Source organism: Haliscomenobacter sp. (assembly GCF_033763495.1).
GTDB lineage: Bacteria > Bacteroidota > Bacteroidia > Chitinophagales > Saprospiraceae > Haliscomenobacter.
The window spans coordinates 1-14,165 of record NZ_JANRKL010000168.1; the positions used below are offsets into that span (position 1 = coordinate 1).

Consider the following 14,165-nt stretch of genomic DNA (forward strand, 5'->3'; position numbering starts at 1 on the left):
GACAATGCCCCAAGACTGAACGTTTGCCTCGGACAAAGTAGCCACCGTAGCAACTAACGTAGGATTCCAGTTTTTTTCAGTCATCTTTTTTTGATTTAAACCCCATAAATTTACTATATTTCTAATCTGACAAAGTAGAATTAAATCCCATCGCAAATCTCAGCAATTTGTCAGAACTTAATTTTGGAGGCAATCAAATTAGTGACCTCAGCCCAATCTCAAACCTTTACAATTTGATAGTTCTTTATACCTGGCGCAATCGAATCAGGCAATTAGATCCAATCATGAATCTTAACAAACTAACCTATCTTAATTTATTGAATACTCAAATCAGCGAGTTACGGACTCTCACAAATCTTAGTAACTTGACTCATCTTTTCTGTGCACACTCAAATGTCTTTGACTTAAACCCAATTTTACCTTTAATTCAAAAAGGCATCCCAGTAAAGTGGCAAGGTTTGGGGGAATACTTCGAGGAGGATCCGCAAAATTTCAATAAACACCCCGCCATCCTCGTCAAAGACTGCCCCCTCATCTGCCCCCCCGTCGAAATTGCCCAACACTCCCCCGAGGCCGTCCGCGACTACTTCGAAGAACTTGGCACAGATGGCCGCCGCCTCAACGAAGCCAAAGTCATTTTCCTGGGCGAAGCCTCCGCGGGCAAAACCTCACTTGTCAAACGACTGATGGGCGAAGACTTCGACAGCAAAGAAAGCCAAACCCACGGCATCCGCATCCGCAAAGTGCCTTTTGAAATGAACGATGGCGATCAGGTCACCGCCCACCTCTGGGATTTTGGCGGGCAAGAAGTCATGCACGCCACCCACCAGTTTTTCCTTTCGCAGCGTAGTGTCTATGTACTTTTGCTCAACAGCCGCAATGACGACCTGGCCGAAAAATGGCTCAAACATGCCGCCAGTTTTGGGGGCAATTCTCCGGTCTTGGTGGTGCTGAATAAAATAGATGAAAATCCATCCTTTGAGGTGGAGCGCAAAACCCTGCAGGAGAAATATCCTCAAATCAAAGCCTTTTTCCGGGTGTCCTGCAAAACAGAAAGTGACCGAGGGCTTTTAGATTTTAAAGAAGCCCTGCGTCAGGCCATCGATGGTGCCACCACTCGCCTGACGCCTTTTCCCAAGAACTGGCTGGCGGTCAAAGAACATTTTTCCAATATGGAGGCTGATTATATTGGCTCAGTGGAGTACCAAAAAGTATGCATAGAAAAAGGGGTAAGTCGGCAAGTCAGTCAGGATGTGCTCTTGCAGTTTTTACACGATCTAGGGGTGGTGATCAACTTCCGCAACCTACAGTATTTTGATACCCAAATCCTCAATCCCCTTTGGCTGACCAATGGGGTGTACCGCATCATCAACTCCAGCAAAGTGGTGGAAAATGAGGGCATTCTGCGCGAAATCGATTTTGATGCAGTCATCAACGATCCGCGTTATCAAAAAAGTGATACGACTGAGCGGCAGTTCAGCTACCCCAAAGACAAATTGCACTACATCGTGCGGGTGATGGAGGAGTTTGAGTTGTGTTTTATGTTGGAAAACCGGAGTTATGTCATCCCGCAATTGTTGCCCGTTGCTGCGCCAGATTGGCAAGCGGAAGGGGCCATGCTGCAATTTGTGATCCACTTTCCCGATTTTATGCCCGACAGTATTTTCCCGCGCCTGATGGTCAAGCTGCATACCTTTATTCAGGACGCCAAACGTTGGCGCACGGGTATGATTCTGCACAAGCCCAATGTGTTTAAGGCCTTGGCCAGGGTGCGTTGGGATAAGGAAGACCAAAAAATTCGGATAGAAGCTTGTGGCGAGGAACGGCGGCGTTTTTTGAGTTATATCCGCGAAACGGTGAAGGAGATTGTGGAAGGGTTTACGAAATTGGCCTACAACGAACTCGTGCCCATCCCAGAAAGTAAAGAGTTTTTAGATTACGAAGGATTGGTAGAAGCAGAAAAAGCGGGCGAAAAGGAGCTTTTTGTGTGGCAAGTTAAAAAGAAGCTGAAAGTAGCGGATTTGCTGGAAGGGGTTGAAGAAGCGATCATGCGCGATGCGGTAGAACAACTCCCCATCAAAGCATTTGTTTCCTACTCCCACAAAGATTTGGATGCCCTTAAGGAACTGCGTACTGCCCTGTCTCCACTTGTACGCCTACAAAAACTCCAACTTTGGGACGACCGCGACATCGATGCGGGGGAAGAATGGCGCAAGGAGATTTTTCAGCAGATGGCCGAGTCGGATATCGTCATTTGTTTGGTCAGCGCCGATTTTGTAGCTTCTGATTTTTGTTACCAAACGGAATTTGGCGCGGCTTTGCAAGCGCATCAAAAAGGAGAAAAAACGATTGTTCCGGTAATGTGGCGGAAGACCGATTGGCAGGATTTACCGTTATCCGAAATCCAGGGAGTACCTGGAGAATGGATCTATTCCTTGCCCAAAAATAAACGCGACGATGCCTGGACCAAAGTATCAGAACGTTTGCGACCCGCATTGGCAAAAGCAAAGCAGCGGAAGCAGGAGCAGCTTGAAAAAATGCGGAATAAGATGGGGTAAGGGGTACGGTCAGTTTTCCTCCATTTTTATTTGACTAAGGTGAGTTTTGAATTAATGGATTTTTAACCGCAGAGTTTCTCAGAGTACACACAGAGTTTCGCACAGTTTTTTTAGTTTTTTTGAGTTTTGCCACCTCCGGTGGCTGGAGCCCCGGCGCTTTTAAAATTTGATTGTTTGTTCCAATGGTGTTCATTTAATGCGCCTCTGTGTAATCTTTACCACCGAAGGTGGCCTAAACTCTGAGAAACTCTGTGTGTACTCTGAGAAACTCTGCGGTAAAAATATGTTTAGGGTGTGAAATGAATTGTTCGAAAAATTTATTAGTTACTTGGTATTCAATGAAATTAATTCAAAATTCAGGTTTGACTACGAATCAATAAAATACCAGAAAACCCCAGAATCGCGGAGCGATTCAACCTTGCATAGCCGCGGTCGTCCGCGGTAAAATGCCATGCGGAATGTATAACAACCGCGGGAGCGGTTGAACAAATCGGAGCGAAATTCAACCGCTCCCGCGGTTGCTAAACCACCCGTACACGCCAAGACCGCGGACGACCGCGGCTATGCAAGATTCAACCGCTCCCGCGGTTACACGATTAAAAAAATTGCCACATACATCGACCTTGGTCGCCAGTTCAAAAACGACCACAAAAAACAAGCAAGCTCCCAGGCTGCCTCCCCACTTCAAAGCTCGCAACTCATGTATTCAAGTACTCCCCAATCAAAAAAATCCTTCATCTTAATCCCCCCTCACTCCACCAAAGTCGAATGCATCTGCACCAGCACCCACCTCCCCTTCATCTTTTCCAAAATCATACTTTCCAACCAATGGATATTCCTCGTCGTATTGGTTTTTGAGTTGTTGATGACGGCGTAGTTGTGGTAACTCACCCAGGCGATATTTTTGCGGAAATTGAATTTGATGAATTCGAAGCGGTTGGTACGGGTCCAGTCTTTGGGTTTACTTTGTACGTTTTGGACGTATTTGGCGATGGTTTCGCGGTTCCAAATTTCACCCATGTCGTACAGTTCGAAGTTGGGGACACAATTGTTGTCAAAATGCTTAATGTCCGGATTGGTGAAAACCTCAAAAAATCCGGTCAGCACCTGCCGGATTGCCGAGCTGTCCTTTTGCAGGTTTTGGGAAAAACCGGAAGTGAGGGAGAGGAGGAACAGGAGGGAAAAGCAGATTTTTTTTGTCATGATTGAGGTATTGAAGAAATGTAAAAGTTTAGCAGCCACCTTCGGTGAAGTGTTTGCCTCCCCACTTCAAAACTCATAAGTCATGTATTCTTAACTCGTCACTCAAAAAAAACTTATAACTGAGTGACGAGTTAAGAGTACATGACTTACGAGTTTTGAAGTAAAAGGCGAATGATGAATTTTGAAGTAAGAAAAAAACTACTTCAACTCTCCCAGCAGCGCCTTCACCGCCGCCTCCAGCTGCTGATCCTTGCCTTTCCACACCACCTCGTATTCGTTCCACACCTTAATATCCGGCTCCGTCGGCCAGTTTTCCAGGTATTTGCCATTCATGGCTTTTACGCCCACTGGAGGTACCCCCCAGCGGATGCTGTTGTCTTGCAGCGATTCCCAACTCGCGAAGGTGCAAGTGCCCGGCACCTGTTGGCCCACCAGTTTACCGATTTTTTGATCTTGCATCGCAAAGGCGTAGCAGTGGCCGTCCGAATAATTCGCTTCGTTGACCAGCGAGATGCTCGGTTTGGTCCAGCGGTAATTGGGCTCATAGCCGATGCTGCGGGTATCCGTGGTATAGTCCATGAATTTTTTGCCCGACAAGAAGGTTGCCAGGTCGGCCACCAGGTCGCCGCCGCCGTTGAAGCGCGTATCGATCACGATGCCTTTTTTGTTGGCGTATTTGCCCATCACGTCCTCGTAGGTCGTGCGATAGGCGCCGTCGTTCATGCCGGGGATGTGTACGTAGCCCAGTTGGCCATTGGAGAGTTTTTCCACTTCCTCCTGGTTGCGCAGCACCCAGCGGCGGTACAACAGGCCGTTTTCTTCCCCAATGGTGATTGGTTTTACGATTAGTTCCCGACGACTAGTGCCTTCCAGTACACTAAGCAGGGTATTTTTTCCCGCCTTGCGGTTCAGGTATTGCGCCAAATCCCGGCCTGCTACGATGGTCTCACCGTCGATGGCCTCGATGATGGCCCCAGCCTGCAGGTTCAAACTGGCCTTGTCCAGTGGGCCGTTTTTGACAATTTCTTCAATCCGCACCCCGGCACCCGTGTAATTCTGATCATAAAATGCCCCCAGGGAAGCCGTTTGGTCGCCATTGGGGTTGACAGAATTAAAACTGGCCCCAGTGTGGGAGATGTTCAGCTCGCCCAACATTTCGGAGAGCAGTTCCGCAAATTCGTAATTGTTGCCTACGTGGGGCAAAAACTGCAGGTAATCCGGCTTGTAGCTATCCCAATCCACCCCATGGAAACTGGCAGTGTAGAAGGTCTTTTTGGTACGGCGCCACACGTGTTCAAACATAAAGGCGCGTTCGGCGGCCACATTCAGCACCATTTCGCTATTGATGCCAATGTTTTCCTGTTTGGAAGCGGCCGGATCAATTTTGACAATGCGGCCATCGGTATTCAGGAAGATGTTTTTTTGCTCCTTGTCCCACACCATCGAGCCACCGCCATTGGAATTGAGGCTGATCAACATTTTGGTTTCTTTGGTACGCAGGTTGGTGCTCCAGAGGTTGTAGCCCCGCTCAAAACGCGCCAGGTAGTACAAAGTTTCGCCGTCCTTGCTCACCAGTACATCGGCCATGTTGGAGGAGTGAATGGTGAGTTTGACTTTGCGCAAGGCCAGGTCATCGAAGTCGAGTACAATGCTATCCTTTTTCGGGCTGTCTTTTTTCTTGGTGGTATCGGCTTTCGTAGCTTTTTCCTCCATTTCTTTGACCAGGGCTGCATCTTCTTTGCTCAGGCGGTACTTGTCAAAGGCTTCCTGGGTGAAAAATAAGGCGTAGGCATCAACCTGCGAGCCACCACTTTGCGCTACCGCTTTCAAACCATCACGATTGCTGAACCATACCATGGCCTTGCCGCCCAAAATCCACTTTGGCCGAAAGTCCTGGAAGCCACTTTCGGTCAGGTTGATCACTTTGCCCTTGCCATTGCTCGGAATGATGCCAATTTCTCCGGTTGGCACCCCAGGTACGCTGTAGTCGAACAGAATCCATTTGCCATCGGGGCTCCAGGAGAAATACTGGTCGTTGTCGCCCATCGAAAACAGCTCCTGATCGGTGAGCAGGGTCCGCGTTTGTTTGCTGGCGATGTTGTACACCTTGAGGGTCATGCGGTCTTCGATGAAGGCAATTTCCTTGCCGTCTGGTGAATATTGTGGTTGGTAGTTCTCCTTGGCGTTTTCGATGATTGCCGTCTCTTTCAATAGGGTAGAGGCGTAAAAGTAAGGTTCTTCGCTGCGGCTGATTTTGGTTTCGTAGATTTTCCAGCTGTTGCCGCGTTCGGAGGAGTAGAGCAGGGCTTTGCCATCTGGAGAAAAGCTCACGCTGCGTTCTTGCTCGGGCGTATTGGTGATGCGTTTGGTTACGCCACCTTCCACTGAAGTGACGAATACTTCGCCTCGAAACACAAAGGCGACCTCCTTGCCATTGGAGGAAACGGCCATGTCGCGGGCACCCGCGCTCACTGGCACGATTTGTTCGTTGTTGCGGCGGACATCCGCAGCAATGTTGATTTTGAGCTGTACGGGCTTTCCTTTGGGGCTCATGGTGTACAGGTTGCCCGCGTAGCTGAAGCAGAGGGTGCCATCCTTGGCCTGGCTGAGGAAACGCACCGGGTGTTTTTTGAAGCTGGTCAAGGCTTCCACCTTGCTTGGATTGTCAAGCGCAAATTTGTGCACGTTGAAAGAACCATTGGCCTCGCTGAGGTAAACGATGCTTTTGTCATTGTCGGTAAAAACCGGGTTGCGGTCTTCACCATTAAAAGTCGTTAGCTTGGTATGTTTTTGGGTTTTGCTGTCATAAATCCATAGATCTCGGGCAATCGAGGAGGTATGGTGCTTTCGCCAGGCGTTTTCGCCCCCTTTTTTGTCGTGGTAGACCATTTTGCTGCCGTCCTTGTTGTATTTCACATCTTCGGCAGGAGTGGGCAGGAGCATAGTCACTTTGCCCCCGTTAACGGAAACCTGATACAATTCTGGTTGCGATCCGGTGGGGTACTGGCGGTTGCTGGCCAAATCCATGCGGGCAGAACCAAAGACGATGTTTTTGTCGTCGCTGCTGAAATCATAGGGGTATTCATTGGCCGAGTGGAAGGTCAAACGTTTGGCTTCGCCCCCTTCGGCAGGAATGCTGAAGAGGTCAAAATTGCCAAAACGGTCGGAGGCGAAGCAAATCGTTTTGCCGTCTTTGGACCATACTGGCATAAAATCATGGGCTTCGTGAAAGGTCAGAGGGCTGGCATTGCCGCCTTCAGCGGATACTTTCCATAGGTCACCTTTGTAGGTAAACACTACCGTTTTGCCGTCAGGTGAAATGGATGGGTAACGCAGCCAGGAAGGAGTATTTTGGGTAAAAGCAGACTGGCAACTCATGAAAAGGGTCGCCCAGAGTAAGAACAGTCGGGTTACTTGGTTTTGCATTGGGTATAAACTAGTTGGTGATGTGTAAATAACTGGCAATATAAAAAAGAGATTTATCTTTGGTAGCCTCAGGCTCCCCCAACTTTCAAATCCATTGTATGAAAGCTTCTCTTATCGACAAACCGTGGTTCAACACCCCAACCATGCATCCCCTCTGGATGGGAGTGATTGGTTTTTTGGTCAATTTATTTGGCCTCTTTTTCCTGGGCTGGAAACTGGAGACGGTGGTTTGGCTACTCTGGTTTGAAGTGATTTTTATTGTGGGGGCCAGTTTGATCCGGGCCTTTTTTGCTTTGCAGGGCAAGCCTTTTTTTAGCACCCTTTTGATGCGGGTCTTCTGGACCGGGGCAGGTGCTTTTTTGGGTATTGCGTTTATTATGCTCACCGTCACTTTTACCATCAAAGGTATTGATACCGATAGCAAAGACAACAGTGGTGTGGCAGGCTTGCAACCACAAATCATTGTCTTGTTGGTGAATTATCTGGCCGGATTGGTTTTGAATTATTTTGCCAACGGGAGCTTTAAAATGGCGCATCCAGCGGGGGAACTGATGAAAACTTTTGTCTATTTGCTGGTCTTGTTGGCAATCATCATGCCCGTTACCATGCATTTATTGCCGAAATACCCGGCCTGGTCGGACTCGAAATGGGTAGGTTTGGCGGTGGCGAGTGCCAAGTTTTTGGTGGATATGGGTTTTAACCGGGCAGGCAGGATAAAGGAGGTGCAGGTGAGCAGTCAGGATTGAGGAGGATGCTCCGCATCTTAATACAAAAGCGACAACAATAGCAGCGCGGGTGACACGGATAAAGCGGATTTATCCGTGTCACCCGCGCTGCTATTGTTGTCGCTTTTGAAAATAAAGCGCAAAGTGCATAGATTTGGCGAAGCCGAATCAAAAAACATCGTATGGTGAACCCCTACGCCGAAGCCTTCAACTCATTCACCAACTCCGTCATCATCTTTTTGGCATCACCAAAAAGCATCCGGTTTTTAGGAGAGTAGAATAGCTCGTTTTCAATGCCCGCATACCCAGAGCGCATGCTCCGCTTCATGACAATGATGTTTGCAGCATCTTCAACATCCAGGATGGGCATGCCGTAAATGGGCGAACTTGGATCGGTTTTTGCCGCTGGATTCACCACGTCGTTGGCGCCTACCACCAGCACCACATCGGTCGTTTTGAATTCGGGATTAATGGCTTCCATCTCCACCAATTTATCGTAACTGACATTACTTTCAGCCAGCAAGATGTTCATGTGTCCCGGCATCCGCCCAGCAACCGGGTGGATGGCGTATTTGACTTCCACCCCCTCCGCTTCCAGGCAGCTCTCCAGTTCATGGCAAACGTGCTGAGCCTGCGCTACCGCTAGGCCATAACCAGGTACCACAATGACCTTTTTACTGTATTTCATCAAAATGGCTGCATCCGAGGCGCTGACTTCCTTGATGGAACCCGTAACGGTTTTGCCCGCTGCTGCTGCAACACTTCCACCACCAAAATTGCCCAGGAGCACATTGGTCAAAGAGCGGTTCATGGCTTTGCACATCATCACCGTGAGCAAGGTACCAGCACTTCCAACCAGGATACCACCGAAGAGCATTACCTTGTTGTCGTACAAAAAGCCACCAAAGGCGGTCGCTACCCCGGTAAAGGAATTGAGCAGCGAAATGACCACGGGCATATCCGCACCACCGATTGGGAACACGAACAATAGCCCATAAATCAAACTCAGGCCCAAAATCAGGTAAATGAAAGCAGGATTACTCAAATAGCCCGTTGCCATACCAACCACCAGAGCCACAATGGCGAGCAAAACCACCATGTTGATCACTTGTTGAGCGGGAAGGTGCAGGTCTTTGATCTTTTCCTCCAGTTTGCCAAATGCGATCATGGAACCCGAAAAGGAAACCGAGCCAATGATCAGGCCCAATAGCAAAATCACAACTCTGGCGGAATCACCTCCACTGGAATGACTCAAAAAATGATCGTACTCCACAATCGAAATCAAGGCTGCACACGCACCCCCCATTCCGTTGAAAAATGAGACCATTTGGGGCATTTGGGTCATTTGTACCCGTTTGGCCATTAAGGTACCCACGATGGAGCCCAGAATCAAGGCACCAAAAATCCAGGGATAGTTTTTGACCATCACGGAATCATTCAGGAAAATGGTGCCTAAAATAGCAACGGTCATCCCTGCGGCAGCAATCGTGTTGCCTCGCCGAGCCGTGCTGGGTTTGCCCAACAGCTTGATGCCAAATACAAAGCTGAAGGCAGAAAGGATATAGATGAAATCAAGAATTGATAGTTTCACGGCGGCTTATTTTTTCTTTTTGAACATTTCCAACATCCGGTCGGTCACTACAAAGCCGCCGACTACGTTGAGGGTACCCAAAAACACGGCAATGAAGCCCAGGATGGTAGCGAATAGGTTTTCCGCCTGCCCCATCACAATAATGGACCCAATAATAATGACGCCGTGAATGGCATTGGCCCCACTCATCAGCGGGGTGTGCAATACGGACGGAACTTTTTCGATGAGTTCAACGCCCACAAAAATCATCAGGACGATCAGGTAAATCATCAACTGATGTTCGGATATAAATTGAAAAATTGCTTGCATCTGATGTGTAAAATTTAGGGTTTAAGGATTTGGCCATCGCGGCAAATGAGGGTTCCCACCGTGATTTCATCGCTCATGTCCCATTTGAAGCCTTCATTGCTGGCCAAATGGGTCACAAAAGCATATACGTTTTTGGCATAACTTTCACTGGCATTGGGGGCCAACAAAGAAGGTAAATTGGCATAACCGACAATTTTTACCCCGTGTTTCACCACCGCTTTCCCTACTTCGCTGAGTTCGCAGTTGCCGCCCTGTTCTACCGCCATGTCTACGATGACAGATCCCGTTTTCATCACCTTAACCATGTCTTCGGTGACCAAAACCGGCGCTTTTCGCCCGGGAACCTGCGCGGTGGTGATCACCACATCTGCTACTGCCAGGTGTTTTTTGAGGATTTCCCTTTGACGGGTCAGCACATCTTCGCCAGCTTCTTTGACGTAGCCGCCTTCAATTTTTACGCCATTGCCCGTGTCAAAAGAGATGAACTTGCCCCCCAGGGATTCCACTTCCTCCTTGGTTTCAGGCCGTATGTCGGTCACTTCCACCACTGCGCCCAAACGCCGGGCCGTACCAATGGCTTGCAGCCCAGCCACGCCAGCCCCAAAAATGAGTACTTTTGAGGGGGTAATGGTACCTGCTGCAGTCATCAGCATCGGAAAAATTTTACCCGATTCGTTAGCAGCAATAGTGACGGCCTTGTATCCAGCGAGATTGGCCTGGGAACTGAGGGCATCCATCGTTTGGGCGCGGGAGATGCGCGGGATGGCGTCCATACTAAACAAGGCAACTTGGCGGGCATTGATCTTTTCTACCAGATCCTTATTGGTCATGTGGTAGACGAAAGAGATGAGGACTGTACCTGCGCGGAGTTTTTCAATCTCCTCCTCGTTGGGAGGGTTTAACTTACACAATACGTCAGCGGAATTGAATACTTCACTGGCAGAAGAAAGGATTGTTGCACCCGCTTCAACGTAGGCTTCGTCGGAAAAGAAGGAGTTGAGTCCGGCACCACTTTCGATGACGCATTCAAATCCGTTCTTAATCAATTGTTTGCATACAGTTGGCGATAGAGCAACCCGGTTTTCATCTGGCCTAGTTTCCTTAATGGCACCTATTTTCATAGAATTAAAAAAAGTTAGGTTAGGATCAGAGTTGAAATCAATTACAATGTTAGCATCTATATTGACAAATCCACATTTTTAGGGAAATAAAATTGGGCAAATTCGCGGCTTTTTACTCGATTGTTTTTTCAATGTTACAAAACGCCGACAGGGACTCATGTGGTTTGAGAGCGGAAAGCTAAGTCAAACAGCGCAATGAATAGGTGAAAAAAAGAATGGAGCCTGATGACAAATTGCATCAGGCTCCATTCTTTTTTTACAAGTCAATCAAGATAGATTAACCTTCGAAGTGTAGGGATATCGTAAAGGTACGGGAGAGCAATTTTTCCAGAACCGTTGATTCTTGCAATGCAGGATTGTAAATCAAAGTGTTGCCGATTCCCTGGGAGATCTTCAACTCAGGTGAAAAAATGAAGAAAGGGAAAAAGAACTGCAAACCAGCCCCGTATTCCAACTGAAAGTCGGAAGGGGAGATACGTACCAGCGTTTCAGCTTGTTTGGAGCGGGAATCACTCGCTACGTCAAAAGAATATTTTACCCCGGCAATTACAAATACCCTTTTGTCGTGAAAAGGCGCCGATTTGTAACGCACCTGAAAGGGCATTTCTACAAATACGGATTCTACAGTACGCTGACTAAAATCGCGGAAACGGCTCGCTTTATCGTAATTGATGTTCCGTTCGGCAAAAGAGAGGGTGGGCAAAAAGCGGAAATCGAAATAATCTCCCATTTTCAGGTTGGTGACGATCCCAAGGTTGAAGCCTGGCCCGGTTACTGATTCGACGGTTTGGATGCTGTCGCTCATCAAAAACTGCTTGGAGCGAAAGGGTTTAAAATTGGAGGAATTGATCCCCAGCGTGATGCCAAAATAGTATGGCTTTTGATTGAAATCCAAAAAGTTAGGATTGCCTCGGTATTTCTGTGCTTGTAAACTACCTACGGCCAAAACCACTATCGCAATTACTTGAACCCAACGTAAATGGAACAAACGCCCAGAGTTAATGCAGTGCATCGGTTAGATTTAAATCCAGTTTTCTCAAATATGTTCAGGAATGCCTGCCCTTCGGGGAATACCTGCACGGACTCGTACAAATAGGAATACGCCCTTTGGTCATTGGAGGTAAAACGCCCAATCAGTGGCAACATGTATTTGAAGTAGGCATTAAATATTTGTTTGAAGGGAAAAAGTTTGGGTTGGGAGAATTCCAGGACTACAATTTTGCCTCCAGGTTTGAGTACCCGGTACATTTCAGAGAGCCCCTGTTCCAGGTTTTCAAAGTTGCGAACGCCAAATGCGGCAGTGACTACATCGAATTGATCGTCTTTGAAATGCAACTCTTGAGAGTCACCGTCTTCAAGGTGTACGATTTTGTTCAAACCCTTATCGCGTACTTTCACCTGCCCGATTTCCAACATCTTTGGAGCAATGTCCACCCCAATGATTTCCTGGGGTTTGATTTGTTCAGCCATAGCAATGGCTAAATCTGCGGTTCCTGTAGCGATGTCTAGAATGCGTTGAGGCTGATTTTCAGCGACTTCTTTAATGGCTTTACGTCGCCAACCCCGATCAATGCCCAAAGACAAAAAGTGGTTGAGGAAATCGTAGTAAGGAGCAATCCGGTCAAACATGCGGGAAACCTGCTTGGTTTTGGATTCTTGCTCATTGTAAGGGGTAATTTGACCCATGTTGGAAAAAAATTTGTGCAAAATTACATTAAATGTGCAAAGCGAATAATGAAAAGCGAATAGTGAAACAGAAACCACCATTTTTAGTTTAAACAAGCTCAAAATCTGTAGTTGTTATTTAGTTGGTAGGTCTTATGGAAAATATAGTTTTTCCCTTTTGGACGATTGTAACATCCTGGAATAAAAAACTGGGCAATACTCCCCTTTTTTTTGTAAGTTTGTTGAAAATGTGATAATTACCTCATAGCCTCCTCGTCTTTGCTCCTCACTTTTTATTCTTTTCTGCATTTTTTTAAAAAAAGACCATCAGGCTGGGAACGCAAGCCTGGCTTTTCAACACATCAAACAAAATTCAACTGTCATGAAAACCCATCTGTGTATCCTCATCGCCACTTTATCGCTCATCAATGGATTGAGCGCTCAACCCAATAAGAAATTGGCTCCCGCCTTGGGCAAATTTCTAAACACTGAATTTATGGTCAAGTTTCACGATTTGAAACTGGAAGCCGAGAGTGCAGCCATGAATGTTATCGCCAAGGAGCAAAAGATGAAACCAGATGATGTGGCCAAAGTACGTACTGCATTCAACCAAACTGCCCAACGGGCCAATAAAATCCTGGAAGGCATCAAGCAGGATTTCCTTGATCCCAAAAAACTGAAATCCATTGAAGGAATGCCCGACTTGTACTCCGATGGCCTAAAACTGCGCCTAATTGAATTGCAGGAGTTTTATTCCATGCATTTTCAACAAACCCTGGCCGATGCAACTGCTGATCAGATTGATGGTAGCGCACTATTATTGATCGTTACTGAATTGATCAACCTCACCCGTGGTCTCACCGTATATTTTGCTCAAATGCAACGTGAAGCCCGCATGTATACCGAGGATTACCTCAACCAACACCTGATAAAACCCCACCGTTGGCGCTATTGGAATGAAGTCCAGTCTGGTGAAGGCAATGGTGATCACTACACCGATTACATCCAATACCACGACATTCAAACCAATAACCCCAATGCCAACGGCTTCCCAGCGACAGACTTGAACAACCTGAACAATAGCTGGAACAACCTAAACAACAACAGCAATTACAACAACAATTCCTGGAACAACACCACCAACAACACTGGAACCGACTGGAACAATACCAACAATACCGGAAATTGGAACAACACCAACAACACTGGAACCTGGAACAATACCACCACCAATACCAACAACACTGGAACCACCACCGACCCCTGGAATACCAATCCTGGAACAACCACTCCGGCACCACTGCCAGGAGATACCATCACCACCATGCCTCCCATTGACAGTACTTCCAATTTGGCCAAAGACCCTTTCAAATACGATGGAGCCGGTCAAAAAGGCAAACCTGCCATACCTCCGGGCAAACAACCTGTGAAAAACCAGCCTGGCGCAGTACCACCCAAAGTCAAGGAGAACACTACAGCTCCGATTAAAAACAACAACTAAGCGTGTGGGGGTTCCTGAGCTCAAATTCAAATCTCCTGCTTAGGAACCTTCTACAATCAAAAAACG

General features: G+C 47.4%; 10 protein-coding genes. 3 read left to right on the forward strand and 7 right to left on the reverse strand.

Going from position 1 to position 14,165, the window contains the following annotated elements; translation table 11 throughout:
• Positions 1-458 precede the first annotated feature (458 nt).
• The gene (locus SFV55_RS18010) at positions 459-2,558 is read left to right on the forward strand and encodes a COR domain-containing protein (protein ID WP_320030927.1); all 2,100 of its coding nucleotides are present in this window, start codon (positions 459-461) and stop codon (positions 2,556-2,558) included.
• 750 nt (positions 2,559-3,308) lie between these two features.
• On the opposite strand, the gene SFV55_RS18015 is transcribed toward SFV55_RS18010, so the two are convergent.
• Positions 3,309-3,761 carry a nuclear transport factor 2 family protein gene (locus tag SFV55_RS18015; RefSeq protein WP_320030928.1) on the reverse strand — a complete coding sequence of 151 codons (453 nt, stop codon included), beginning with the start codon at positions 3,759-3,761 and terminating at the stop codon, positions 3,309-3,311.
• Between the two features lie 198 nt (positions 3,762-3,959).
• Positions 3,960-7,187, reverse strand: coding sequence for a S41 family peptidase (locus SFV55_RS18020; protein WP_320030929.1), 3,228 nt, complete (start codon positions 7,185-7,187; stop codon positions 3,960-3,962).
• Positions 7,188-7,285: 98 nt separating this feature from the next.
• Between SFV55_RS18020 and SFV55_RS18025 the strand changes: the two genes are divergently transcribed.
• A complete protein-coding gene (locus SFV55_RS18025) occupies positions 7,286-7,933 on the forward strand; it encodes a DUF6498-containing protein (protein ID WP_320030930.1) in 648 nt (215 codons plus the stop codon).
• Positions 7,934-8,105: 172 nt separating this feature from the next.
• On the opposite strand, the gene SFV55_RS18030 is transcribed toward SFV55_RS18025, so the two are convergent.
• From SFV55_RS18030 to ubiE, 5 genes are all read right to left on the reverse strand, one after another.
• Entirely contained in the window at positions 8,106-9,503 is a 1,398-nt protein-coding gene (locus SFV55_RS18030; RefSeq protein ID WP_320030931.1) for an NAD(P)(+) transhydrogenase (Re/Si-specific) subunit beta, read from the reverse strand.
• 6 nt (positions 9,504-9,509) lie between these two features.
• Entirely contained in the window at positions 9,510-9,812 is a 303-nt protein-coding gene (locus SFV55_RS18035) for an NAD(P) transhydrogenase subunit alpha (protein ID WP_320030932.1), read from the reverse strand.
• A gap of 14 nt (positions 9,813-9,826) precedes the next feature.
• Positions 9,827-10,933: a Re/Si-specific NAD(P)(+) transhydrogenase subunit alpha gene (locus SFV55_RS18040; protein WP_320030933.1), complete on the reverse strand. Its 1,107-nt coding sequence runs from the start codon at positions 10,931-10,933 to the stop codon at positions 9,827-9,829.
• Positions 10,934-11,210: 277 nt separating this feature from the next.
• Positions 11,211-11,921, reverse strand: a complete 711-nt coding sequence (locus tag SFV55_RS18045) for an outer membrane beta-barrel protein (RefSeq protein WP_320030934.1) — start codon at positions 11,919-11,921, stop codon at positions 11,211-11,213.
• Entirely contained in the window at positions 11,894-12,619 is a 726-nt protein-coding gene (gene ubiE, locus SFV55_RS18050) for a bifunctional demethylmenaquinone methyltransferase/2-methoxy-6-polyprenyl-1,4-benzoquinol methylase UbiE (protein ID WP_320030935.1), read from the reverse strand. Before ubiE ends, SFV55_RS18045 begins: the two co-directional genes overlap by 28 nt.
• A 361-nt stretch (positions 12,620-12,980) precedes the next feature.
• On the opposite strand from ubiE, the gene SFV55_RS18055 reads away from it, so the two are divergent.
• Positions 12,981-14,099, forward strand: a complete 1,119-nt coding sequence (locus tag SFV55_RS18055; RefSeq protein ID WP_320030936.1) for a hypothetical protein — start codon at positions 12,981-12,983, stop codon at positions 14,097-14,099.
• The last annotated feature ends 66 nt before the right edge of the window (positions 14,100-14,165 follow it).